General features: G+C 38.3%; 24 protein-coding genes and 1 other annotated feature. All 24 genes read left to right on the top strand.

All coding sequences use genetic code 11. From position 1 onward, the window contains the following. The first annotated feature begins 93 nt into the window (after positions 1–93). Complete coding sequence (gene radA, locus HMPREF3031_RS01975) at positions 94–1,464, top strand: DNA repair protein RadA (protein WP_002481315.1); 1,371 nt, start codon at positions 94–96, stop codon at positions 1,462–1,464. A gap of 27 nt (positions 1,465–1,491) precedes the next feature. Then, positions 1,492–2,556 carry a PIN/TRAM domain-containing protein gene (locus tag HMPREF3031_RS01970; RefSeq protein ID WP_002481316.1) on the top strand — a complete coding sequence of 355 codons (1,065 nt, stop codon included), beginning with the start codon at positions 1,492–1,494 and terminating at the stop codon, positions 2,554–2,556. Between the two features lie 286 nt (positions 2,557–2,842). Beyond that, positions 2,843–4,297: a glutamate--tRNA ligase gene (gene gltX / locus HMPREF3031_RS01965; protein WP_002481317.1), complete on the top strand. Its 1,455-nt coding sequence runs from the start codon at positions 2,843–2,845 to the stop codon at positions 4,295–4,297. A 298-nt stretch (positions 4,298–4,595) separates the two neighbouring features. After that, the gene (gene cysE / locus HMPREF3031_RS01960) at positions 4,596–5,225 is read left to right on the top strand and encodes a serine O-acetyltransferase (RefSeq protein ID WP_172954255.1); all 630 of its coding nucleotides are present in this window, start codon (positions 4,596–4,598) and stop codon (positions 5,223–5,225) included. Continuing rightward, complete coding sequence (gene cysS, locus HMPREF3031_RS01955; RefSeq protein ID WP_002481319.1) at positions 5,209–6,609, top strand: cysteine--tRNA ligase; 1,401 nt, start codon at positions 5,209–5,211, stop codon at positions 6,607–6,609. The genes cysE and cysS overlap by 17 nt, the downstream gene beginning before the upstream one ends. Then, positions 6,602–7,003, top strand: coding sequence for a Mini-ribonuclease 3 (locus HMPREF3031_RS01950; RefSeq protein WP_002481320.1), 402 nt, complete (start codon positions 6,602–6,604; stop codon positions 7,001–7,003). The genes cysS and HMPREF3031_RS01950 overlap by 8 nt, the downstream gene beginning before the upstream one ends. Before the next feature lie 4 nt (positions 7,004–7,007). Continuing rightward, a complete protein-coding gene (gene rlmB, locus HMPREF3031_RS01945; RefSeq protein ID WP_070724565.1) occupies positions 7,008–7,751 on the top strand; it encodes a 23S rRNA (guanosine(2251)-2'-O)-methyltransferase RlmB in 744 nt (247 codons plus the stop codon). 3 nt (positions 7,752–7,754) lie between these two features. Beyond that, positions 7,755–8,285: an NYN domain-containing protein gene (locus HMPREF3031_RS01940; RefSeq protein WP_002481322.1), complete on the top strand. Its 531-nt coding sequence runs from the start codon at positions 7,755–7,757 to the stop codon at positions 8,283–8,285. 76 nt (positions 8,286–8,361) lie between these two features. Then, positions 8,362–8,937, top strand: coding sequence for an RNA polymerase sigma factor (locus HMPREF3031_RS01935; protein WP_002481323.1), 576 nt, complete (start codon positions 8,362–8,364; stop codon positions 8,935–8,937). 112 nt (positions 8,938–9,049) lie between these two features. Next, on the top strand, positions 9,050–9,193 hold the full coding sequence (gene rpmG / locus HMPREF3031_RS12935; protein ID WP_081600403.1) for a 50S ribosomal protein L33: 144 nt from the start codon (positions 9,050–9,052) through the stop codon (positions 9,191–9,193). 46 nt (positions 9,194–9,239) lie between these two features. Continuing rightward, a complete protein-coding gene (gene secE, locus HMPREF3031_RS01930; protein WP_023016303.1) occupies positions 9,240–9,446 on the top strand; it encodes a preprotein translocase subunit SecE in 207 nt (68 codons plus the stop codon). Between the two features lie 14 nt (positions 9,447–9,460). Continuing rightward, the gene (nusG, locus tag HMPREF3031_RS01925) at positions 9,461–10,009 is read left to right on the top strand and encodes a transcription termination/antitermination protein NusG (RefSeq protein ID WP_002481325.1); all 549 of its coding nucleotides are present in this window, start codon (positions 9,461–9,463) and stop codon (positions 10,007–10,009) included. 152 nt (positions 10,010–10,161) lie between these two features. After that, on the top strand, positions 10,162–10,584 hold the full coding sequence (gene rplK / locus HMPREF3031_RS01920) for a 50S ribosomal protein L11 (protein WP_002481326.1): 423 nt from the start codon (positions 10,162–10,164) through the stop codon (positions 10,582–10,584). 194 nt (positions 10,585–10,778) lie between these two features. Further along, entirely contained in the window at positions 10,779–11,474 is a 696-nt protein-coding gene (gene rplA, locus HMPREF3031_RS01915; protein WP_002481327.1) for a 50S ribosomal protein L1, read from the top strand. 140 nt (positions 11,475–11,614) lie between these two features. Continuing rightward, positions 11,615–11,760 (top strand) — a sequence feature (ribosomal protein L10 leader region). Positions 11,761–11,805: 45 nt separating this feature from the next. Then, positions 11,806–12,309 (top strand): 50S ribosomal protein L10, encoded by a 504-nt coding sequence (rplJ, locus tag HMPREF3031_RS01910; RefSeq protein ID WP_002481328.1) that lies wholly within the window; start codon positions 11,806–11,808, stop codon positions 12,307–12,309. A gap of 44 nt (positions 12,310–12,353) precedes the next feature. After that, complete coding sequence (gene rplL / locus HMPREF3031_RS01905; protein WP_002481329.1) at positions 12,354–12,722, top strand: 50S ribosomal protein L7/L12; 369 nt, start codon at positions 12,354–12,356, stop codon at positions 12,720–12,722. A gap of 281 nt (positions 12,723–13,003) precedes the next feature. Then, complete coding sequence (locus HMPREF3031_RS01900; RefSeq protein WP_002481330.1) at positions 13,004–13,609, top strand: class I SAM-dependent methyltransferase; 606 nt, start codon at positions 13,004–13,006, stop codon at positions 13,607–13,609. A 221-nt stretch (positions 13,610–13,830) separates the two neighbouring features. Continuing rightward, positions 13,831–17,382 carry a DNA-directed RNA polymerase subunit beta gene (gene rpoB, locus HMPREF3031_RS01895; RefSeq protein WP_070724563.1) on the top strand — a complete coding sequence of 1,184 codons (3,552 nt, stop codon included), beginning with the start codon at positions 13,831–13,833 and terminating at the stop codon, positions 17,380–17,382. A 197-nt stretch (positions 17,383–17,579) separates the two neighbouring features. Continuing rightward, positions 17,580–21,191 carry a DNA-directed RNA polymerase subunit beta' gene (gene rpoC, locus HMPREF3031_RS01890; RefSeq protein ID WP_226956325.1) on the top strand — a complete coding sequence of 1,204 codons (3,612 nt, stop codon included), beginning with the start codon at positions 17,580–17,582 and terminating at the stop codon, positions 21,189–21,191. A 228-nt stretch (positions 21,192–21,419) separates the two neighbouring features. Further along, entirely contained in the window at positions 21,420–21,674 is a 255-nt protein-coding gene (locus HMPREF3031_RS01885) for a ribosomal L7Ae/L30e/S12e/Gadd45 family protein (RefSeq protein ID WP_002481333.1), read from the top strand. Positions 21,675–21,771: 97 nt separating this feature from the next. Further along, a complete protein-coding gene (rpsL, locus tag HMPREF3031_RS01880; protein WP_002481334.1) occupies positions 21,772–22,185 on the top strand; it encodes a 30S ribosomal protein S12 in 414 nt (137 codons plus the stop codon). A 70-nt stretch (positions 22,186–22,255) separates the two neighbouring features. Continuing rightward, positions 22,256–22,726, top strand: coding sequence for a 30S ribosomal protein S7 (rpsG, locus tag HMPREF3031_RS01875; protein WP_002481335.1), 471 nt, complete (start codon positions 22,256–22,258; stop codon positions 22,724–22,726). 112 nt (positions 22,727–22,838) lie between these two features. Beyond that, entirely contained in the window at positions 22,839–24,920 is a 2,082-nt protein-coding gene (gene fusA / locus HMPREF3031_RS01870) for an elongation factor G (RefSeq protein ID WP_002481336.1), read from the top strand. Positions 24,921–25,108: 188 nt separating this feature from the next. Then, positions 25,109–26,296 (top strand): elongation factor Tu, encoded by a 1,188-nt coding sequence (gene tuf, locus HMPREF3031_RS01865; protein ID WP_002481337.1) that lies wholly within the window; start codon positions 25,109–25,111, stop codon positions 26,294–26,296. The last annotated feature ends 124 nt before the right edge of the window (positions 26,297–26,420 follow it).

Here is a 26,420-nt window from a genome sequence, read left to right as displayed (position 1 = left end):
CAGGTTTAGAATAAGAAAGAATCAATGATAGCTTTTAAACCCTAGAGGGTGTAAAATAGATATGTTTTTCACGAAAAAATAGGTGGTGTAAATTTGGCAAAAAAGAAAGTGACATTTGAATGTATGGCATGTGGTTATCAATCACCGAAATGGATGGGGAAATGTCCGAATTGTGGTGCTTGGAACCAAATGGAAGAAGTTATGACGCAAAAAGAAGCTCCAAGTGGTAGAGGGATGCGTACAAGAGAACAAACAGCTAAAGTAACAAAGTTAAATGATGTCCAACATGAATCTACACCGCGTATCCATACAAGTTCGAGAGAATTTGATCGTGTCTTAGGTGGCGGTATTGTCCAAGGTTCGCTTGTGTTAATCGGTGGGGACCCTGGTATTGGTAAATCGACATTATTACTTCAAATTTGTTCTGCGTTATCTCAAAATAAAAAAGTACTTTATATTACAGGTGAGGAATCACTGAATCAAACGAAATTGCGAGCAGATCGTTTAGAAGAAGATTCAAGTCAATTAAACGTGTTTGCGGAAACAGATTTAGAAGTTATTAAAGAAGCTGTTAAACAAACACAACCAGACTTAGTGGTGGTAGACTCGATTCAAACAGTGTATCATCCGGAAATCAGTTCAGCGCCTGGTTCTGTCTCACAAGTACGAGAAAGTACGCAAATTCTGATGGGGATTGCGAAACAAATGAATATCGCAACCTTTATCGTCGGTCATGTGACGAAAGAAGGACAAATTGCAGGTCCACGTTTATTAGAACATATGGTAGATACGGTACTATATTTCGAAGGGGACGAACACCATGCATATAGAATTCTGCGTGCAGTGAAGAACCGTTTCGGTTCAACGAATGAAATGGGAATCTTCGAAATGAAACATAGCGGTTTGAAAGGAGTTAAGAACCCTTCAGAGATGTTCTTAGAAGAACGTTCAACGAATGTAGCTGGCTCTACAATTGTTCCGACAATGGAAGGTACACGTCCTTTATTAATTGAAGTGCAAGCATTAGTGACACCGACAACATTTAATAACCCAAGACGTATGGCGACTGGTATCGATCATAACCGCTTAAATTTATTAATGGCAGTGTTAGAGAAGAAAGAAAGTTACTTGCTACAGCAACAAGATGCTTATGTCAAAGTTGCAGGCGGCGTGCGTTTAACAGAACCAGCTGTTGATTTAGCAATTATCGCAGCGGTTGCTTCTAGTTTTAAAGACCAACCTATCAACGGCATGGATTGTTTCGTCGGTGAAGTAGGTCTGACAGGAGAAGTACGACGTGTCTCACGTATTGAACAACGTGTTCAAGAAGCAGCGAAATTAGGTTTCAAACGTGTGATTATTCCTAAAACCAATATAGGAGGTTGGGACTTCCCAGATAATATTCAAGTTATCGGTGTAACCAGTGTGCATGAAGCACTGAACTTTGCATTGATGAAAAGCTGATACCACAGAGAGAAAGGAGGCTATCAGATGAATATTGTAAAGACAATTGTCATCATCAGTTATATGATTTTAGGTATCAGTTTGGGGATATTAATCATACCTGATATTGCGCGCGATACAGGTTTTGCAGATACTTATGTATGGCTGACTAATAAATATATTGCTGGCATCATTGGTATGATTATATTCTTTGTTTTATTTGGTTTGTTGATTCCTAAAATCACCAGAGCTTTGCGTAAATTAGAAGGTTTTATTATGCGACACAGCGCAATTGAAATCCTCTTTGCAGCCATAGGTTTGATTATGGGACTTTTTATTTCTGTAATGATCGCATTTATTTTAAATATTATCGGATCATCTTTATTCCTTCATGTTCTTCCTATTATCATTACAGTATTCTTAAGTTATTTAGGTTTTCAATTTGGTTTGAAGAAACGTGATGAAATGTTGGCTTTCTTACCAGAGAAAATGGCACGTTCTGCCTCAACCAATGCTTTACGTGCGAACCCTAAAATTTTAGATACGAGCGCAGTCATTGACGGTCGGATTTTAGAGATAATCAAATGCGGCTTTCTAGATGGAGAGATTTTGATTCCACAAGGTGTAATCAATGAACTGCAAGTGGTCGCAGACTCGACAGATAGTGTGAAAAGAGAAAAAGGACAACGTGGCTTGGATATTTTAAACCAAATTCATGATGCAGATCATCCTTCTCGCATTGTCCATCCGCAGAAGTCTTATAATCATATCGATGCGCTATTGATTAAACTTGCGCATAAATATAAAGCTGATTTAATTACGACCGATTTCAACTTGAATAAGATTTCACGTGTACAAGGTATTAAAGTGTTGAATGTGAATGATTTGTCTGAAGCGGTAAAACCAGCTGTGCGCCAAGGCGACCATATGAATTTATTAATTACTAAGATGGGTAAAGAACCTGGACAAGGTGTCGGCTATTTAGAAGATGGCACTATGGTAGTCATTGATGATGCGAAATCCTTAGTTGGCCAACATGTCAAAATTGAAATTACTAGTATTTTACAAACATCATCTGGACGAATTGTCTTTGCGAAATTAATTCAACAGTGAGCATCCCTTGTTTCACATGGAACAGAAGGGTAAACAGAGTTGATTCGTGTAAGCAAATGGGCTTACCAAATAAGGCTTGTAATGCTACAATAAGTAAGAATGGGTACAGAACTGCCTGGCTATTTATGTCAGTCAAACAGATAGGTCTTATCACTGCTTTTGACCTTGGTTTATCATGAATAATCAAGCACATTCTGAAGTATCACTGTCTCTGAATTATTAGAGATAGTTGAGTTCTCGAACTTTCTTTAATCAATAATCTAAAAATACAGGAGTGAACGAAATAATGAGTGAACGCGTAAGAGTCAGATATGCACCTAGTCCGACTGGTTATTTGCATATCGGAAACGCTAGAACAGCACTATTCAACTATTTATTTGCTAAACACTATGATGGGGACTTTGTCGTACGTATTGAGGATACGGATAAGAAACGTAACTTAGAAGACGGCGAATCTTCTCAATTCAGCAACCTGAAATGGTTAGGTCTTGATTGGGATGAATCTGTAGATAAAGACGGAGGTTATGGTCCGTATCGTCAATCTGAACGTGGTAAATTCTATGATCCTTTAGTAGAACAATTATTAGCAGAAGATAAAGCGTATAAATGTTACATGACTGAAGAAGAATTAGAAGCAGAACGTGAAGGTCAAATCGCACGTGGTGAAACACCTCGTTATGGTGGTAAACACGCACATTTAACAAAAGAAGAACAAGAAGCGTTTGAAGCAGAAGGACGCAAACCTTCAATTCGTTTCCGTGTGCCTAAAGGCAAAGTGTATAAATTTGATGACATGGTTAAAGGTGAAGTGTCATTCGAATCTGATAACATCGGCGACTGGGTTATTGTGAAAAAAGACGGTGTACCGACTTATAACTTTGCGGTAGCTGCAGATGACCATTATATGGAAATCTCAGATGTTATCCGTGGTGATGACCATGTATCAAATACACCAAAACAATTAATGATTTATGAAGCATTCGGTTGGGAACCTCCACGTTTCGGACATATTTCATTGATTGTCAACGAACAACGTAAAAAATTAAGTAAACGTGATGGCCAAATCTTACAATTCATCGAGCAATACCGTGACTTAGGTTACTTGCCAGAAGCATTGTTCAACTTCATCACATTACTTGGTTGGTCACCAGAAGGTGAAGAAGAAATCTTCTCTAAAGAAGAATTCATTAAATTATTCGATGAAAATCGTTTACAAAAATCACCAGCATTCTTCGATAAGAAAAAACTAGCTTGGGTAAACAACCAATATATGAAACAAAAAGACTCAGAAACTGTCTTTGAATTAGCGTTACCTCACTTAATCAATGCAGGGTTGATTCCAGAATCACCTTCAGAAGAAGATTTAGATTGGGGTCGCAAGTTAATTGGTTTATACCAAAAAGAAATGAGTTATGCCGGTGAAATCGTACCGCTTTCTGAAATTTTCTTCAGAGATGAAGTTGCATTAAATGAAGAAGAACAAGAAGTCATCAATGGGGAACAAGTACCAGAATTAATGGAACACTTATATGGCAAACTAGAAGAATTAGAGCCATTTGAAGCGGCTGAAATTAAGAAAACAATTAAAGCTGTACAAAAAGAAACAGGTATCAAAGGTAAACAATTATTTATGCCGATTCGTGTTGCGGTAACAGGCGAAATGCATGGACCGGAATTACCGAATACAATGGAAGTATTAGGTAAAGAAAAGGTATTAAAACGTTTGAAAAAATATCTATAATTTTAGTGGGTAACCTTGCTTGAATTTTCAGCATAAACCACCTATTATTAAAAGTAATTACTACTAAGGATTAGTAGATAATGGTTCAAGTCCAGAGAGTGTGCGGTTGCTGTGAGCACATCTTGAACATTATTGAATGCACCTTGGTTCAGACAATGATAAATACGGGATTTGAGAGAGTATATAAAAATAGTTTTTTGTATGCTGAAGAAGAGTGGAACCGTGCGAAGCACCTCTGACATTAAGTTGTTAGAGGTGCTTTCGTTATAAATAGGAGGGGAATAACTTGTTTAAAAGAATGAGAGACGATATAAAAATGGTATTCGAACAAGATCCTGCAGCTAAGACATCATTTGAGGTAGTAACAACGTATGCAGGATTGCATGCAGTATGGAATCACTTGCTTGCACATAAACTTTATAATAAAAAGCACTACGTGGCTGCACGTATTATTTCGCAAATATCACGCTTTTTCACTGGTATTGAAATTCATCCAGGTGCTAAAATCGGCAAACGTTTATTTATCGATCACGGCATGGGTGTGGTCATTGGTGAAACTTGTACGATTGGCGATAACGTTACAATTTATCAAGGTGTCACACTTGGCGGTACTGGCAAAGAAAAAGGTAAACGTCACCCTGACATTGGCGATAATGTCTTAATTGCGGCAGGTTCAAAGATTTTAGGTAATATCAAAGTAGACTCTAATGTCAATATTGGTGCGAACTCAGTTGTATTAACTAATGTACCAAGCTATTCTACAGTTGTCGGTATTCCTGGCCATATTGTGAAACAACATGGTAAACGTATCGGTAAAAACTTTGATCATCTCAACTTACCAGACCCGATTTACGAACAAATGAAACAATTAGAAAAGCAACTAGAGCAAGTGAAGAATGGAGAGATTCAAGATGATTACATTATATAATACATTGACGAGACAGAAAGAACCGTTTAAGCCGATAGAAGAAGGCAAGGTTAAGATGTATGTCTGCGGTCCAACAGTTTATAACTATATTCATATCGGTAATGCACGTCCAGCTATCAACTATGATGTTGTACGTCGTTATTTTGAATATAAAGGTTATGACGTTAATTATGTATCTAACTTTACGGACGTGGATGATAAATTAATCAAACGTTCAAAAGAGTTGAATGAAAGTGTGCAAGAAATCGCTGACCGTTACATTCAAGCTTTCTATGAAGATACAGGTGCGTTGAATGTCAAAAAAGCAACATCTAATCCACGTGTTATGAACCATATGGATGATATCATCGCATTTATCCAAAACCTAGTAGAACAAGGTTATGCTTATGAAAGTGAAGGCGATGTTTATTTCAGAACACGTAAGTTTGAAGGATATGGTAAATTAAGTCATCAATCTATTGATGATTTAAAAGTCGGTGCACGTATTGAATCAGGCGAACAAAAAGAAGATGCATTAGACTTCACGTTATGGAAAAAAGCGAAACCTGGAGAAATCAGCTGGGACAGCCCATTCGGCAAAGGACGTCCAGGCTGGCATATCGAGTGCTCAGTGATGGCATATCATGAATTAGGTGAAACGATTGATATCCACGCAGGCGGCAGTGACTTACAATTCCCACACCATGAAAACGAAATTGCACAATCAGAAGCGCATAACCATGCGACATTTGCGAATTACTGGATGCATAATGGTTTCATTAATATCAATAATGAAAAAATGAGTAAGTCATTAGGCAACTTCGTACTTGTACATGACATTATTAAAGAAGTAGACCCTGATGTATTACGTTTCTTTATGATCAGCGTACACTACCGCAGTCCAATCAACTACAACATGGAATTAGTCGAATCTGCGAAAGCCGGTTTAGAACGTATCCGTAATAGTTATCAAGCGATTGAAGAAAGAGAAGCGATTGCTTCAGATATCGAAGATCAATCAGATTATATTGAACAAATTGATGCATTGTTAAAACAATTTGAAACGGTTATGGATGATGACTTCAATACTGCTAATGCGATTACAACTTGGTATGATTTAGCGAAACTTGCGAATAAATATGTGATGGAAAACACAACATCTAAAAAAGTGATTGAACGCTTTAAAGAAGTATTCCAAATCTTCAGCGACGTTTTAGGAGTTCCATTAAAAGGCAAACAACATGATGAATTGTTAGATGAAGACATTGAAGCCTTGATTGAAGAGCGTAATCAAGCGCGTAAAAATAAAGATTATGCACGTGCGGATGAAATCCGTGATGAATTAAAAGCACAAAATATTATCCTTGAAGATACACCGCAAGGCGTGAGATTCAAACGTGGATAATCAAGAAAATATCAAACTGCTGAACCCATTATCTTTAGCATATATGGGGGATGCAGTTTTAGATCAATATGTCAGAACGCATATCATTTTGAAATTGCGTGCAAAACCGAATCGTCTGCATCAACAAGCAAAACGTTTTGTGTCTGCGAAAAGCCAGGCTATTACGTTGGAAAGTTTGATGCAGTCGGATTGGTTTACAGAAGAAGAATTAGAAATTGTGCGCAGAGGGCGTAATGCGAAAAGCCATACAAAAGCGAAAAATACTGACATTCAGACGTATCGTAAAAGCTCTGGTTTGGAAGCGGTGATTGGTTTCTTATATTTAGATCATCAATCAGACCGATTGGAATCATTGCTTGAGCGTATTGTGACTGAAGTCGAAGAAAGGGAGTGAGGATGTGGAAGATTCAGTAATTGTAGGGAGACATGCCGTGAAAGAAGCAATTACTTCTGGGCATCCCATCAACAAGATTTTGATTCAAGATGGCGTGAAAAAGCAACAACTTGATGAAATCTTAAAAAATGCAAAAAAGCAAAAATTGATTGTGCAGACCGTCCCAAAAACGAAATTAGACGGATTAGCTGAAGCACCGCACCAAGGTGTCACAGCGTTGGTTGCGCCATATGAATATGTAGAGCTAGATGATTTGCTTGCGAAACTTAAAGCACAAGATCATTTACCAACATTAATGTTACTGGATGGTCTAGAAGACCCGCACAACCTAGGTTCCATTTTGAGAACTGCGGATGCAGCAGGTGTAGATGGTGTCATTATACCGAAACGTCGTTCTGTTGCTTTAACACAAACAGTTGCTAAAGCGTCTGCAGGTGCGATTCAACACATTCCGGTAACACGTGTAACAAACTTATCTCAAACGATGGATAAGTTAAAAGAAGAAGGTTATTGGATTGCAGGGACTGCAGCTGATAACGCAACAGATTACCGTCAAATGAGTGCAGATATGCCACTTGCCATTGTTATCGGTAACGAAGGACATGGTATGAGCCGACTTGTTAAAGAGAAGTGTGATTTTTATATAAAAATCCCTATGGTCGGTCATATTAACAGTTTGAATGCATCTGTTGCCGCAAGCTTAATGATGTATGAAATTTATCGAAAACGTCACCCGGTTGGAGAATAAGCTATGAAGCACAAGGATCGGTATTTAATCATCGACGGTTACAATATGATTGGTCATAGTCGTGCTTTATCAGAATTGGCTAAAGAGAATTTAGAAGAAGCCAGAGAAAAGTTGTTGCTGGCTATCGGCAACTATAAAGCAACTGTGGCAGACGATGTGATATGTGTGTTTGACGCTTATGAACAAGAAGGTAATGAAAGTGAATTTTATTACCACGGGGTACGAACGATTTTCACAAAAGAACATGAAACAGCTGACAGCTTTATAGAACGATTTGTATATGGGTTATATGACAAACATACAACCCATATTGCTGTTGTTACGAGTGATATGAGTGAACAGCACGCTATCTTCGGTACGGGTGCTTATCGTATTTCGTCTCGAGAAATGTGGCAGAACATTAAGTTGAATGAAGCGAGTGTTGAGTCATCAATGAAAACGTTCAATAATAATAAACCTCGAACACGTATCCAACTCACAGATGAAGTATTATCAGAATTTGAAAAAATCAGAAGAGGCGACCAAGAAAAATAAGATTTCTGTACATTGCTTATTTCATCAGCATTCCGCTATGATAAGTTCACTTTTATGAAAGGATCGAACTTACGTAATGCAGAAAACTTCCATACCTCAAGATATTGTCTCTCTTATACATCTTGCACAAATGCATGACGATCACGCGATGCATCAATTACTAGAAGTGTTGCAGCCGTTTATACGCAGTCGGCTGATTCATCCTTCGATTGCACCGCATGATTGTGATGACTTGATACAAGACATCTCCTTAAGAATCAGCAGAAATATTTATCATTTTAAAACGATAGAAACGATTCCGTTTGAACATTATTTCAATCGCTTAGTCAGCACTTCTAAATACGATTATTACAGAAGACAGAAGCGGCTGAGATTACAACAAGATTGTCTTGTTCAAGAAGCGGAGTGTAGTTATCGTACGCAATTGCCATCTGTCGAAGCACAACTCATTTTAAAAGAACGTTCGGAAATTCTGCTTAATTGTTGTAAGAAATTAAGCAAATTAGAGCGAGAAGTAGTACAATATATATTGGATGATTATTCCCCAAGTGAAACAGCACAAGCGATGGATTTAAGTGAAAAGGCGGTTTATAATGCCCTTCATCGTAGTAAAGTGAAGTTACGTAAAATGCAGGAATTATTGGATGCATAATTGCGTTTCGTTACACTTATAGATACAACTTACAATTCACTAGACGTTTGACAATTTGAGGGTTTCTTATGTATAGTTAGTGAGTATTTAATATAGGTAAGGTGAAGGTATTATGAAGAAAGTCCCGCTTAACTGTGAAATTTGCGGCAATAGAAACTATACCGTACCAAAGAACAGCAACCTTGCAGAAAGACTCGTGTTGAAGAAGTATTGCAAAAAGTGCAATGCGCATACAGTACACAAGGAATCGAAGTAATTGCTAAAGGCCAAGATGAAATTATTGATTAATTGGAGGTACGACAATGGCTGAAGATAAAAACAAAAAATCAAAAGCACCAAAAGAGAGTTTCTTCAAAGGCGTTATATCTGAGATGGAGAAAACGAGCTGGCCGACTGGTCAAGAACTCGTGAAATACACAACAATTGTAATTGTTACAGTGTTATTTTTCTTAATCTTCTTCTATGCCTTAGATTTGGGAATCGGTAGATTAATAGAATTAATTAGTTAATGAGGAGTGACAGCATGTCTGAAGAAGTTGGAGCAAAGCGTTGGTATGCCGTGCATACTTACTCTGGCTATGAAAATAAAGTTAAGAAAAATTTAGAAAAACGTGTTGAATCAATGAATATGACAGAACAGATTTTCAGAGTTGTCATACCTGAAGAAGAGGAAACACAAGTTAAAGACGGTAAAGCGAAGAAAATCACGAAAAAAACTTTCCCTGGCTATGTCTTGGTAGAGTTAGTCATGACAGATGAGTCATGGTATGTAGTACGTAATACACCAGGTGTAACAGGATTTGTTGGTTCAGCAGGTGCTGGATCAAAACCTAACCCGCTGTTGCCGGATGAAGTCCGCTTTATTTTAAAACAAATGGGAATGAAAGAAAAAACAATTGATGTTGAAGTCGAAGTTGGAGAACAAGTTCGTATCAAGTCTGGCCCATTTGCCAACCAAGTCGGTGAAGTACAAGAAATCGAAGCAGATAAATTCAAGCTTACAGTATTAGTAGATATGTTTGGCAGAGAAACTCCGGTTGAAGTTGAGTTTGATCAAATCGAAAAATTGTAATTCGAATAGGTGTTGATTTTACAATTTTTCAATGATATAATACTATGGTCGTCCTTTGGAAGAAGGAGGCCATTTCGTCACGAAATGTTTTAAGAGTGGGAGGGCAAAATTGAGCCCTGTGACCACATCACGATATCAAGGAGGTGCACATCGTGGCTAAAAAAGTAGAAAAAGTAGTTAAATTGCAAATTCCTGCAGGTAAAGCGAACCCAGCACCACCAGTTGGTCCAGCATTAGGTCAAGCAGGTGTGAACATTATGGGATTCTGTAAAGAATTCAACGCGAGAACACAAGAACAAGCAGGTTTAATCATTCCGGTAGAAATCAGTGTGTATGAGGATCGCTCATTTACATTCATCACTAAAACTCCACCGGCTCCAGTACTACTTAAAAAAGCAGCTGGCGTTGACAAAGGTTCTGGTGAACCTAACAAAAACAAAGTTGCTACAGTAACTAAAGATCAAGTACGTGAAATCGCTGAAACTAAAATGCCTGATTTAAACGCAGCAGACATCGAAGCAGCAATGCGTATTGTTGAAGGTACTGCTCGTAGTATGGGTATCACTGTAGAATAATAGCGTAAAGATGAGTTTGCTCATCTAACGAAACGAATAACAATCAGAAACGTGAAACAAACATGGCAGATGACAGTAAAGTTAATCCAATGAATAAAAATTGCGAACAGCTCACAAGGTCATCTGCTCTTAACTTGCATAAGCAAGTAATGTGGGAGGACATTCCGCTAAAACCACTAAAGGAGGAAATATAAATGGCTAAAAAAGGTAAAAAGTATCTAGATGCTGCTAAAAAAGTTGACCGTAATACTTATTACGCTGTTGAAGAAGCAATCAGCTTAGCTAAAGAAACTAGCGTTGCAAACTTCGACGCTTCTGTAGAAGTAGCATTCCGTTTAGGTATCGATACTCGTAAAAATGACCAGCAAATCCGTGGTGCAGTAGTATTACCACACGGTACTGGTAAAACACAACGTGTATTAGTATTCGCGAAAGGTGACAAAGCTGCTGAAGCAGAAGCAGCTGGCGCTGATTACGTAGGCGAATCAGAATACGCTAACAAAATCCAACAAGGCTGGTTCGACTTCGATGTAGTTGTAGCTACACCGGACATGATGGGCGAAGTTGGTAAATTAGGTCGTGTATTAGGACCTAAAGGTTTAATGCCTAACCCTAAAACTGGCACAGTAACTATGGATGTTAAAAAAGCGGTTGAAGAAATCAAAGCAGGTAAAGTAGAATACCGTGCTGAGAAAGCTGGTATCGTCCACGCTTCAATCGGTAAAGTATCATTCAGTACTGAGGATTTAGTTGATAACTTCAACACTATCCAAGATGTATTAGCAAAAGCTAAACCAGCTTCAGCTAAAGGTACTTACTTCAAGTCTGTTGCAGTTTCAACTACAATGGGTCCTGGTGTTAAAGTAGATACTTCAAACTTCAAACTATAATATAAATGAAATTTAAGAACTAGAGAAAATGTAAAAGTTGCAAAGTGCCAATCGTATCGATTCATATCTGAGACAGCTGAAAATATTTTCTCTAGTTTTTTAATTACTTATTGACATATCACATTGAAACAGTTATATTGATAAATGTGATTATTTTACCTAAGACAGTAGGAGTTAGAGATAACTTAAAACTTGATCCTACCGAGGCTAAAATTGACTTGAACGTGAACTATGAAACTTTCAAGCACTTTTTGCCGTAGGGTGAAAGTGCTTTTTTTATTGGGTAAAGCTCAAAAAAAGCACCGAACAAAATATGTATGGAGGTGTCTAAATGTCTGGAATTATTGAAGCGAAAAAACAATTAGTTGAACAAATCGCTGATCAACTTAAAAATTCTGTTTCAACAGTAATCGTAGATTACCGTGGTTTAACAGTAGAAGAAGTAACAGAATTACGTAAACAATTACGTGAAGCTGGTGTTGAGTACAAAGTTTACAAAAACACTATGTTACGTCGTGCTGCTGAACAAGCGGGAATCGAAGGTCTTGACGAATTCTTAACAGGTCCAACAGCTGTTGCAACAACTACTGATGATGTAGTTGCTCCTGCAAAAGTTATCGCTGGATTTGCTAAAGATCACGAAGCTTTAGAAATTAAAACAGGCGTAATGGAAGGTAGCGTTATCTCAGCAGAAGAAGTTAAAACTGTTGGTTCATTACCATCACACGACGGTCTTGTTTCTATGTTACTTTCTGTATTACAAGCTCCTGTACGCAACTTCGCTTATGCGGTTAAAGCAGTTGGAGAATCTAAAGAAGAAGAAAGTGCTGAATAATCAGTACACACAATTAATTATTTAAAAAATGGAGGAAATATATAATGGCTAATCAAGAACAAATCATTGAAGCAATTAAAGAAATGTCAGTATTAGAATTAAATGACTTAGTAAAAGCAATCGAAGAAGAATTTGGTGTAACTGCAGCAGCTCCAGTAGCAGCAGCAGGTGCAGCAGGCGGCGGAGACGCAGCAGCAGAAAAAACTGAATTTGACGTTGAGTTAACTTCAGCTGGTTCATCTAAAATCAAAGTTGTTAAAGCTGTTAAAGACGCAACTGGTTTAGGATTGAAAGACGCTAAAGAATTAGTAGACAACGCTCCTAAAGTAATCAAAGAAGCTTTACCTAAAGAAGAAGCTGAAAAACTTAAAGAAACATTAGAAGAAGTTGGCGCAACTGTAGAATTAAAATAATTCTATTGCCACAGCCAATAACTAAATGAAAAGAGAACGAGGCTAATAACCATTGTTAATGTGTGAAACTTAGTTTCACAGCCTGAATTCTTTGAGAAATGAAAACCCCGTTATTGAGTTAACGGGGTTTTTCTAATGAGTACAACTCATTTTAGAACGAAAGGTATTTATAGCAAATGACTGATGAAATGTGTATCCTTAAAGTAAAGGGTAGACTTGTCTTTGTTGAAATGGAAGAGTATACTCGAACAGCTTCTAATGTAAAGTAATGAGGTGTAAGCATGAGTCATTATTATGACAAAGATCCTAAAGTTGAAAGTCATAAAGAGACATTTAAATACCATTATCATCAAAATGAATTGAATCTAGTGACTGATGCAGGTGTATTTTCTAAAGGGAAAATAGACTTTGGCTCAGATTTATTAGTTCGTACATTTTTAAAAGAACATCCACCAGGACCTAAGAAGACGATTGTTGATGTGGGTTGCGGTTATGGACCGATTGGTTTGATGATTGCGAAAGTATCTCCGCATCACCATGTTATTATGTTGGATGTGAACCACCGAGCACTAGATTTAGCAAAAGAAAATAGTGAGAAAAACCATATTGAAAATGTCACTGTAAAAGAGAGTGATGGTTTAGCTGAAGTTCCGGATAATTCTTGTGACATGATCGTGACGAACCCGCCAATCAGGGCAGGGAAGTCAGTGGTTCATGGCATTTTAGAAGACGCACATGAGAAGTTGAGAGCTGAAGGTGAATTATACGTTGTAATTCAGAAAAAGCAAGGTATGCCTTCGGCGAAAAAGAAGATGGAAGCTGTTTTTGGTAATGTAGAAACCTTAACCAAAGAGAAAGGGTATTACATTTTGAAAAGCAAGCGTTAACCATTGACAACCATATTAATTTCTGATATAGTTATAGAATGTAAAAATTTATGTTCAAGAAGTGTGTACTTTTACGTATAAAATAACAAAGTAAATCTTTAATAACGCAGAATAGAAAATGGTGTCATCGGGTGTGCTGCCGTTTTCTTTTTGTCTTGTTACCGTTTTGTTTATTTTAATATGTAAGAGACATTCGAACAATTTTTGAGGGGTGAATCTGTTTGGCAGGTAAATTTGTCCAATATGGAAGACATCGTAAACGTAGAAATTACGCGAGAATTTCTGAGGTTTTAGAATTACCAAACCTTATTGAAATTCAAACTAAATCTTATGAATGGTTCTTAAAAGAAGGCTTATTAGAAATGTTCCGTGACATTTCTCCAATCGAAGACTTCACAGGCAACCTTTCTTTAGAATTTGTAGATTATAGATTGGGTGAACCGAAATACGATTTAGAGGAATCTAAGAACCGCGACGCAACTTATGCTGCACCTCTTCGTGTCAAAGTGCGTCTTATTAACAAAGAAACAGGAGAAGTGAAAGACCAAGAAGTCTTCATGGGTGATTTCCCATTAATGACTGATACAGGTACTTTCGTGATCAATGGTGCTGAGCGTGTTATTGTATCACAATTAGTTCGTTCTCCATCCGTATACTTCAATGAAAAAATCGATAAAAATGGTCGTGAAAACTATGATGCGACAGTAATTCCTAACCGTGGTGCTTGGTTAGAATTCGAAACTGATGCGAAAGACATCGTTTATGTTCGTATCGATAGAACAAGAAAATTACCATTAACTGTATTATTACGTGCTTTAGGTTATTCAACTGATCAATCAATTATTGATTTATTAGGTGACAACGAATACCTACGTAACACTTTAGAAAAAGATGGTACTGAAAATACAGATCAAGCACTATTAGAAATTTATGAACGTTTACGCCCTGGCGAACCACCTACAGTAGAAAACGCGAAAAGCTTGCTTTACTCTCGTTTCTTCGATCCGAAACGTTATGACTTAGCAAGTGTTGGTCGCTATAAAATGAACAAAAAACTTCATTTGAAACATCGTTTATTCAAACAAAAATTGGCTGAACCGATTGTTAATACTGAAACAGGTGAAATTGTTGCTGAAGAAGGCACAGTTTTAGACCGTCGTAAACTAGACGAAATTATGGATGTTTTAGAATCTAACGCAAACATCGAAGTGGATGAGTTAGATGACAGCATCGTAAACGAACCTGTTGAAACACAATCAATTAAAATTTATGTACCAAATGATGAAGAAGGCCGTACAACAACAGTTATCGGTAATGCATTCCCTGATTCAGAAGTGAAATGTATTACACCAGCTGACATTGTTGCGTCAATGTCTTACTTCTTCAACTTATTGTATGGTGTAGGTCAAACAGATGATATTGACCACTTAGGTAACCGTCGTTTACGTTCAGTAGGCGAATTACTTCAAAACCAATTCAGAATCGGTTTATCAAGAATGGAACGTGTCGTTCGTGAAAGAATGTCTATTCAAGATACAGATTCTATTACACCACAACAACTTATCAACATTCGTCCAGTGATTGCATCTATCAAAGAATTCTTTGGTAGCTCTCAATTATCACAATTCATGGACCAAGCGAACCCATTAGCAGAGTTGACACATAAACGTCGTCTATCTGCACTTGGACCTGGTGGTTTAACACGTGAACGTGCACAAATGGAAGTACGTGACGTGCATTACTCTCACTATGGCCGTATGTGTCCAATCGAGACACCAGAGGGTCCGAACATCGGTTTAATCAACTCATTATCAAGTTATGCGCGTGTTAATGAATTTGGTTTCATTGAAACACCATATCGTAAAGTTGACCATGAGAAAAATGCGGTAACAGATCAAATCGATTACCTTACTGCAGACGAAGAAGACAGCTATGTTGTTGCGCAAGCGAACTCACGTTTAGATGACGAAGGTCGTTTTTTAGACGAAGAAATCGTTTGTCGTTTCCGTGGTAACAACACAACTATGGATAGAGAGAAAATGGACTATATGGACGTTTCTCCTAAACAAGTTGTATCTGCAGCGACAGCATGTATCCCATTCTTAGAAAACGATGACTCTAACCGTGCGTTAATGGGTGCGAACATGCAACGTCAAGCAGTACCATTGATGAACCCTGAATCTCCATTCGTAGGTACAGGTATGGAACATGTGGCTGCACGTGACTCAGGTGCTGCTGTAATCAACAAGCATTTTGGTCGTGTAGAACATGTAGAATCTAATGAAATTAAAGTACGTCGTATTATTGAAGAAGATGGTCAAGAATACGAAGGCGAAGTAGATGCGTATAGATTAGCTAAATTTAAACGTTCTAACTCAGGTACTTGTTACAACCAACGCCCAATTGTTAAAGTCGGCGACGTTGTATCTCAAGGTGAAATCTTAGCAGATGGTCCTTCAATGGAACTTGGTGAGATGGCACTTGGACGTAACGTAGTAGTCGGATTCATGACTTGGGACGGTTATAACTATGAGGATGCTGTTATCATGAGTGAACGTCTTGTTAAAGATGACGTTTATACTTCTATTCATATTGAAGAATATGAATCTGAAGCACGTGATACAAAACTTGGACCTGAAGAAATTACACGTGACATTCCTAACGTTGCTGAAAGCGCACTTAAAAACTTAGATGAACGCGGTATCGTTTATGTAGGTGCAGAAGTGAAAGATGGCGACATCTTAGTTGGTAAAGTAACACCTAAAGGTGTAACTGAATTAACTGCTGAGGAACGTTTATTACACGCAATCTTCGGTGAAAAAGCACGTGAAGTTCGTGATACGTCATTACGTGTACCACATGGTGCAGGCGGTATCGTACTAGATGTCAAAGTCTTCAATCGTGAAGATGGCGATGATTCATTATCTCCAGGTGTAAACCAATTAGTACGTGTTTACATCGTTCAAAAACGTAAAATCCACGTTGGGGATAAAATGTGCGGTCGTCACGGTAACAAAGGGGTTATCTCTAAGATTGTTCCTGAAGAAGATATGCCTTACTTACCAGACGGCACACCAATCGATATCATGTTAAACCCACTAGGTGTACCATCACGTATGAACATCGGACAAGTACTTGAATTACACTTAGGTATGGCGGCTAAAAACTTAGGAATCCATGTAGCTTCACCAGTATTCGATGGTGCCAACGATGATGATGTATGGTCTACGATCGAAGAAGCAGGTATGGCAAGAGATGGTAAAACTGTATTATATGATGGACGTACAGGTGAACCATTCGATAACCGTATCTCTGTTGGTGTAATGTACATGTTGAAACTTGCACACATGGTTGACGACAAATTACATGCGCGTTCAACTGGACCATACTCACTTGTTACACAACAACCACTTGGTGGTAAAGCACAATTCGGTGGACAACGTTTCGGTGAGATGGAGGTATGGGCACTTGAAGCTTATGGTGCTGCATACACATTGCAAGAAATCCTAACTTATAAATCTGATGACACTGTAGGTCGTGTAAAAACTTATGAAGCGATCGTTAAAGGTGAAAACATCTCTAGACCAAGTGTTCCGGAATCATTCCGCGTATTGATGAAAGAATTACAAAGTTTAGGTCTTGATGTTAAAGTCATGGATGAAAATGATAAAGAAATTGAAATGTCAGATATGGATGAAGACGATGTGCACGATCATAAAGTAAACATCCAACAATCTTCAATTCCTGAATCACAAAAAGAAACAACTGACTAATTCATTTCGGTGTTCAATAAGCAAATAGCGTAATGTTAAAAATTCAAATATTGTAAGGCTGCATTAGGCAATGTACTGCATTGCCTTTATGCACCTTTAATATTTTTCAATTTATTGATCATTTATCAATCAAATAGCACAGCTAATCTAAATTGAAGGAGGTAGGCTCCTTGATTGATGTAAATAATTTCCATTATATGAAAATCGGCCTTGCTTCACCTGAAAAGATTCGTTCATGGTCATACGGTGAAGTTAAGAAACCTGAAACAATCAACTATCGTACTTTGAAACCTGAAAAAGATGGTTTATTCTGTGAAAGAATTTTCGGACCTACAAAAGACTGGGAATGTAGTTGCGGTAAGTACAAACGTGTACGTTATAAAGGCATGGTTTGTGACCGTTGCGGCGTTGAAGTAACGAAATCAAAAGTACGTCGTGAAAGAATGGGCCACATTGAACTTGCGGCACCAGTTTCACACATTTGGTACTTCAAAGGTATCCCAAGTCGTATGGGTCTACTATTAGATATGTCTCCAAGATCACTTGAAGAAGTTATCTACTTCGCATCATATGTTGTGGTTGATCCAGGCCCAACAGGTCTTGAGAAAAAATCATTACTTTCTGAAGCAGAATTCAGAGACTATTATGATAAATTCCCTGGTCAATTCGTAGCGAAAATGGGTGCTGAAGGTATTAAAGACCTATTATCTGAAATTGACTTAGATGAAGAGTTGAAAGACTTACGTACTGAATTAGAATCAGCAACTGGACAAAGATTGACTCGTGCAATCAAACGTTTAGAAGTTGTTGAATCATTCAGAAACTCTGGTAACGAACCTTCATGGATGATTTTGGATGTACTTCCAATTATCCCACCAGAAATCCGTCCGATGGTTCAATTAGACGGCGGACGTTTTGCGACAAGTGACTTGAACGACTTATACCGTCGTGTTATCAACCGTAATAACCGTTTGAAACGTTTATTAGACTTAGGTGCGCCTGGTATTATCGTTCAAAACGAAAAACGTATGTTGCAAGAAGCAGTAGACGCATTAATCGATAATGGTCGTCGTGGCCGTCCAGTAACTGGTCCAGGTAACCGTCCATTAAAATCACTTTCACATATGTTGAAAGGTAAACAAGGTCGTTTCCGTCAAAACTTATTAGGTAAACGTGTTGACTACTCTGGTCGTTCTGTTATCGCAGTAGGTCCAGGACTTAAAATGTATCAATGTGGTCTACCTAAAGAAATGGCGTTAGAATTATTCAAACCTTTCGTAATGAAAGAATTAGTTCAACGCGAAATTGCGACAAACATCAAAAATGCGAAAAGCAAAATTGAACGTATGGAAGATGAAGTATGGGATGTTTTAGAAGACGTTATCAAAGAACATCCAGTACTCCTTAACCGTGCTCCAACATTGCACAGACTAGGTATCCAAGCGTTCGAACCAACATTAGTTGAAGGCCGTGCGATTCGTTTACATCCATTGGTAACAACAGCTTATAACGCTGACTTCGATGGTGACCAAATGGCCGTTCACGTACCTTTATCTAAAGAAGCACAAGCAGAAGCACGTATGTTAATGCTTGCAGCTCAAAACATCTTGAACCCTAAAGATGGTAAACCAGTTGTTACACCATCACAAGATATGGTACTTGGTAACTATTACCTTACTTTAGAACGTAAAGATGCAGTGAATACAGGTGCAATCTTTAACGATGCAAATGAAGTATTGAAAGCATACCAAAATGGTTATGTACACTTGCATACACGTATTGGTGTACATGCAGGTTCATTCAATAACCCTACATTCACTGAAGAACAAAATCGTAAGATCTTGACGACAACTGTCGGTAAAGTAATCTTTAACGAAATCATTCCGGATTCATTTGCTTATATTAATGAACCGTCTCAAACAAACTTAGAAGATAAAACACCTGATAAATACTTCGTCAGCGCAAGCGAATTAGGCGAAGGCGGCTTAAAAGCATACTTTGAAGACCAAGAACTTGTTGAACCATTCAACAAAAAATTCTTAGGAAATATCATTGCAGAAGTGTTCAATCGCTTCAGCATTACTGATACATCAATGATGCTTGACCGTATGAAAGATTTAGGTTTCAAATACTCTTCTAAAGCAGGTATCACTGTTGGTGTATCTGACATCGTGGTATTACCTGATAAACAAGAAATCTTAGATGAACACGAAAAATTAGTTGAACGTGTTCAAAAACAATATAACCGTGGTTTAATCACTGAAGAAGAACGTTACAATGCTGTCGTTGAAATTTGGACAGATGCTAAGGATGAAATTCAAGGTAAATTGATGAAATCCCTAGAAAAAACGAACCCAATCTTCATGATGAGTGACTCTGGTGCCCGTGGTAACGCATCTAACTTTACTCAGTTAGCTGGTATGCGTGGTCTGATGGCCGCACCATCTGGTAAAATCATCGAGTTACCAATCACATCTTCATTCCGTGAAGGTTTAACAGTGTTAGAGTACTTCATCTCTACTCACGGTGCGCGTAAAGGTCTTGCCGATACAGCACTTAAAACTGCCGATTCAGGTTACCTTACTCGTCGTCTTGTTGACGTTGCGCAAGATGTTATCGTTCGTGAAGAAGATTGCGGAACTGACCGTGGTCTACTTGTATCTGACATCAAAGAAGGTACAGAAATGATCGAACCATTCATCGAACGTATTGAAGGCCGTTACTCTAAAGAAACGGTACGTCATCCAGAAACTGATGAAGTTCTTGTGAAACCAGATCAATTGATTACACCAGAAATCGCAAAACGCATCACTGATGCAGGCATTGAACAAATGTACATCCGTTCAGCATTTACATGTAATACACGTCATGGTGTATGTGAAAAATGTTACGGTAAAAACCTTGCGACTGGTGAAAAAGTTGAAGTGGGTGAAGCGGTTGGTACAATCGCAGCACAATCTATCGGTGAACCAGGTACACAGCTTACAATGCGTACCTTCCATACAGGTGGGGTAGCCGGAAGCGATATCACTCAAGGTCTTCCACGTATCCAAGAGATCTTCGAAGCACGTAACCCTAAAGGTCAAGCAGTTATTACTGACATTGAAGGTACAGTCGAAGACATCAAACTTGCGAAAGACCGTCAACAAGAAATCGTGATCAAAGGTGCTAACGAAACAAGATCTTATCTTGCTTCAGGTACTTCACGTCTTAAAGTTGAAAAAGGCCAACACGTTGAACGCGGTGAAGTCTTAACTGAAGGTTCTATCGAACCTAAGAACTACTTATCAGTAGCAGGCTTAAATGCGACAGAAAGCTACTTGCTTAAAGAAGTTCAAAAAGTTTACCGTATGCAAGGTGTAGAAATCGACGATAAACACGTTGAGGTTATGGTTCGTCAAATGTTACGTAAAGTACGTATCATTGAAGCTGGTGATACAAAACTATTACCAGGTTCATTAGTAGACATCCACAACTTTACAGATGCAAACAGAGAAGCATTCAAAGACCGCAAACGTCCAGCAACTGCAAAACCAGTATTGCTTGGTATTACGAAAGCGTCTCTTGAAACAGAAAGCTTCTTATCAGCAGCATCATTCCAAGAAACAACTCGTGTCCTTACAGATGCAGCTATCAAAGGTAAACGCGATGACTTACTTGGTCTTAAAGAGAACGTTATTATCGGTAAATTGATTCCTGCAGGTACAGGTATGAGACGTTATAGCGAAGCTAAATACGAAAAACATATCGATCCTCAAGTGAAAGAAGCAGTTGAGGAACTTGCAGCGGATACAAATACACCGCAATAATAAACTTTAGATTATAAATCAGCCAATACCACTTTCTGAATTAGAAAGCCGGTATTGGCTTTTCTATTCTTTGAAATACAGAGAGGATTAAGGATATCTGTTGAAATTTTCACCGAATTTGTTATCATTAAAAAAGTCAGCATTATATTAAATAATTGTGTTGACGCAACCTATGGAAAGTGTTACTATTATAAAGGTTGATGCAAGCAGAACTTTGGAGGATAATCAATGTCTAATGAAAAAGTTGCACGCTTAAACAAACACCATAAGGTTGTTGGTTTGAAAGAGACGCTCAAAGCACTCAAGAAGAACCAAGTTACATCATTGATTATTGCTCAAGACGTTGAAGTTTATTTGCTGTCAGACGTGTTAAGTAAGATCAATCATAGCGATATTCCTGTTTCATTTTTCGAAAGTAAAAAAGCTTTAGGAGAATATGCAGGTATCAACGTAGATGCAGCAGTCGTTGCTCTATTGAAATGAGAATTAGTAAGTAATTGCGCTTACTAAATTTTATTTAACCTAAAAATGAACCACCTGGATGTGTGGGATTATAAAACAGGAGAGGAGGACATCTTAAATGCCTACTATTAACCAATTAGTACGTAAACCAAGAAAAAGCAAAGCTAAGAAATCAGATTCACCAGCTTTGAACAAAGGTTTTAACAGTATGAGAAAACAATTTACTGACTTGAACTCACCACAAAAACGTGGCGTATGTACTCGTGTTGGTACAATGACACCTAAAAAACCTAACTCAGCGTTACGTAAATATGCTCGTGTTCGTTTATCAAACAACATCGAAGTAAACGCATATATCCCTGGTATCGGCCATAACTTACAAGAACACAGTGTTGTACTTGTACGTGGAGGTCGTGTTAAAGACTTACCTGGTGTGCGTTACCATATCGTTCGTGGTGCACTTGATACTTCAGGTGTAGAAGGTCGTATGCAAAGCCGTTCATTATACGGTACAAAACGTCCTAAAAAATAAGTTTAAGATTACGTAAATTTTCGAGATAAATTTTGAGATTATACTATAATATGAAGGGAGGACTCTGATTATGCCTCGTAAAGGATCAGTACCAAAAAGAGACGTCTTACCAGATCCAATTCACAACTCTAAGTTAGTGACTAAATTGATTAACAAAATCATGTTAGATGGTAAGCGCGGAACAGCTCAAAGAATTCTTTATTCAGCATTTGACCTTGTACAAGAACGCAGTGGTCGTGATGCAATGGAAGTATTCGATGAAGCAATTAACAATATCATGCCAGTATTAGAAGTTAAAGCACGCCGTGTAGGTGGCTCTAACTATCAAGTACCTGTAGAAGTACGTCCAGAGCGTCGTACGACTTTAGGTTTACGTTGGTTAGTTAACTATTCACGTCTTCGTGGTGAAAAAACTATGGAAGAACGTTTAGCTAACGAAATCTTAGATGCAGCTAACAATACAGGTGGCGCAGTTAAGAAACGTGAAGATGTACACAAAATGGCTGAAGCGAACAAAGCATTCGCTCATTACCGCTGGTAAGATTCAAGGTTTAACCCTGAGCGTGTTCAAATGGTATATTCCAAGGCATGCTTAGGGCATCGCCATATTCAAAGTATTTACTCAAGTAATTACTGGAAGGAGAAAAAATACAATGGCTAGAGACTTTTCTTTGGAAAAAACTCGTAACATTGGTATCATGGCCCACATTGACGCTGGTAAAACAACTACAACTGAACGTATCTTGTTTTACACAGGTCGTATCCACAAAATTGGTGAAACTCACGATGGTGGGGCACAAATGGACTGGATGGAACAAGAACAAGACCGTGGTATCACAATCACATCAGCAGCAACAACTGCACAATGGCATGATTACCGTGTCAACATTATCGATACACCAGGACACGTAGACTTCACAGTTGAGGTTGAACGTTCATTACGTGTACTTGACGGTGCGGTTACAGTACTTGATGCTCAATCAGGTGTTGAACCACAAACTGAAACAGTTTGGCGTCAAGCTACAACTTATGGAGTTCCTCGTATCGTATTCGTAAACAAAATGGACAAAATCGGTGCGAACTTCGAATACGCAGTAAGCACTTTACATGATCGTTTGGATGCAAACGCTCAAGCTGTTCAATTACCAATCGGTGCTGAAGACGAATTCGAAGCAATCATTGACTTAGTTACAATGAAATGTTTCCAATACAATGGTGAATTCGGTGAAGAAGTCGTAGAAATCGAAATTCCAGAAGACTACAAAGCGAAAGCAGCTGAAGCTCGCGAAACATTAATCGAATCAGTTGCAGAAGTTAACGAAGACTTAATGGAAAAATATCTTGAAGGTGAAGAAATTTCAGTTGACGAATTGAAAGCAGCAATCCGTCAAGCTACTTTAGATATCGAATTCTACCCAGTACTTTGCGGTACTGCATTCAAAAACAAAGGTGTTCAATTAATGCTTGACGCTGTAATTGATTACCTACCATCACCATTAGATGTTAAACCAATCATTGGTCACCGTGCTAGCAATCCTGATGAAGAAATCGTTGCTAGAGCAGATGATGATGCAGAATTCGCTGCATTAGCATTCAAAGTTATGACTGACCCTTACGTTGGTAAATTAACATTCTTCCGTGTGTACTCAGGTACTATGAACTCTGGTTCATACGTGAAAAACTCTACTAAAGACAAACGTGAACGTGTAGGTCGTTTACTACAAATGCACGCGAACACTCGTAAAGAAATCAGCACAGTTTACTCAGGCGATATCGCAGCTGCGGTAGGTCTTAAAGAAACTGGTACTGGTGACACTTTATGTGGTGAGAAAAATGACATTATCTTGGAATCAATGGAATTCCCAGAACCTGTTATTCACTTGTCAGTAGAACCAAAATCTAAAGCTGACCAAGATAAAATGACTCAAGCTTTAGTTAAATTACAAGAAGAAGACCCAACATTCCATGCACACACTGATGAAGAAACTGGACAAGTTATCATCGGCGGTATGGGTGAGCTTCACTTAGACATTCTTGTAGACCGTATGAAAAAAGAATTTAACGTTGAAGCTAACGTTGGTGCGCCAATGGTTTCATACCGTGAAACATTCAAAACACCAGCTAAAGTTCAAGGTAAATTCTCTCGTCAATCTGGTGGTCGTGGTCAATACGGTGATGTTCACATTGAATTCACACCAAACGAAGTTGGCGCAGGATTCGAATTCGAAAACGCTATCGTTGGTGGTGTAGTTCCACGTGAATACATTCCATCAGTTGAAGCTGGTCTTAAAGATGCTATGGAAAACGGTGTATTAGCTGGTTATCCATTAATCGACGTTAAAGCTAAACTTTACGATGGTTCTTACCATGATGTCGATTCATCTGAAATGGCCTTCAAAATCGCTGCTTCATTAGCACTTAAAGAAGCTGCTAAAGTTGCAGATCCAGTAATCTTAGAACCAATGATGAAAGTTGAAATCTTAATGCCTGAAGAATACATGGGTGACATCATGGGTGACGTAACAGCTCGTCGTGGACGTGTTGATGGTATGGAACCTCGTGGTAACGCTCAAATGGTTCGTGCATTCGTACCACTTTCAGAAATGTTCGGTTACGCAACTTCATTACGTTCTAACACTCAAGGTCGCGGTACTTACACTATGTACTTCGATCACTATGAAGAAGTACCTAAATCAATTTCTGAAGAAATCATCAAGAAAAATAAAGGTGAATAATTAAATTCCCTTTAGGAACTTGCACAAGAACTGACTTGACAGGTCTCCTGAATTGATTTTTTGCGGAAAATGCTTTATAAAGGAATTAGTCCTTTATACAACTTAACAATAAAGCTCTCATGATGGTGAGAAACTATCATGAGAGATAATTTAAATAACTTTTTAACAAGAAGAGGAGAGATTTCATAATGGCTAAAGAAAAATTCGATCGCTCAAAAGAACATGCCAATATTGGTACTATCGGTCACGTTGACCATGGTAAAACAACATTAACAGCTGCAATCGCAACTGTATTAGCAAAAAATGGTGACACTGTAGCACAATCATACGACATGATTGACAACGCTCCAGAAGAAAAAGAACGTGGTATTACAATCAATACTTCACACATCGAGTATCAAACTGACAAACGTCACTATGCTCACGTTGACTGCCCAGGACACGCTGACTATGTTAAAAACATGATCACTGGTGCTGCTCAAATGGACGGCGGTATCTTAGTAGTATCTGCTGCAGATGGTCCAATGCCACAAACTCGTGAACACATCTTATTATCACGTAACGTTGGTGTACCAGCTTTAGTTGTATTCTTAAACAAAGCTGACATGGTTGACGACGAAGAATTATTAGAATTAGTTGAAATGGAAGTTCGTGACTTATTATCTGAATACGACTTCCCTGGTGACGATGTACCAGTTATCGTTGGTTCTGCATTAAAAGCTTTAGAAGGCGACCCAGAATACGAACAAAAAATCTTAGACTTAATGCAAGCTGTAGATGACTACATCCCAACTCCAGAACGTGACTCTGATAAACCATTCATGATGCCAGTTGAGGACGTATTCTCAATCACTGGTCGTGGTACTGTAGCAACAGGCCGTGTTGAACGTGGTCAAATCAAAGTCGGTGAAGAAGTTGAAATCATCGGTATCACTGAAGAAAGCAAGAAAACAACAGTTACAGGTGTAGAAATGTTCCGTAAATTATTAGACTACGCTGAAGCTGGTGACAACATCGGTGCTTTATTACGTGGTGTTGCACGTGAAGACGTACAACGTGGACAAGTATTAGCAGCTCCTGGCTCTATTACTCCACACACAAAATTCAAAGCTGATGTTTACGTTTTATCTAAAGAAGAAGGTGGACGTCATACTCCATTCTTCACTAACTACCGCCCACAATTCTACTTCCGTACTACTGACGTAACTGGCGTTGTTCACTTACCAGAAGGTACTGAAATGGTTATGCCTGGCGATAACGTAGAAATGACTGTTGAATTAATCGCTCCAATCGCGATTGAAGACGGTACTCGTTTCTCTATCCGTGAAGGTGGACGTACTGTAGGATCAGGCGTTGTTACTGAAATCCAAGCATAATTTCGACTTAACTTAAGTTGATTTTTAATAGAGAGCTCCTCTTGTGAGGGGCTCTTTTTTTACATATTTTTCTATTGATACGCTCAGTCGTGTGTTGTTTAACATAAAAAATGCGTACACATCA

Source organism: Staphylococcus sp. HMSC072B07, assembly GCF_001815505.1.
Lineage (GTDB): Bacteria > Bacillota > Bacilli > Staphylococcales > Staphylococcaceae > Staphylococcus > Staphylococcus simulans.
This window is presented reverse-complemented; position numbering and strand designations above follow the sequence as displayed.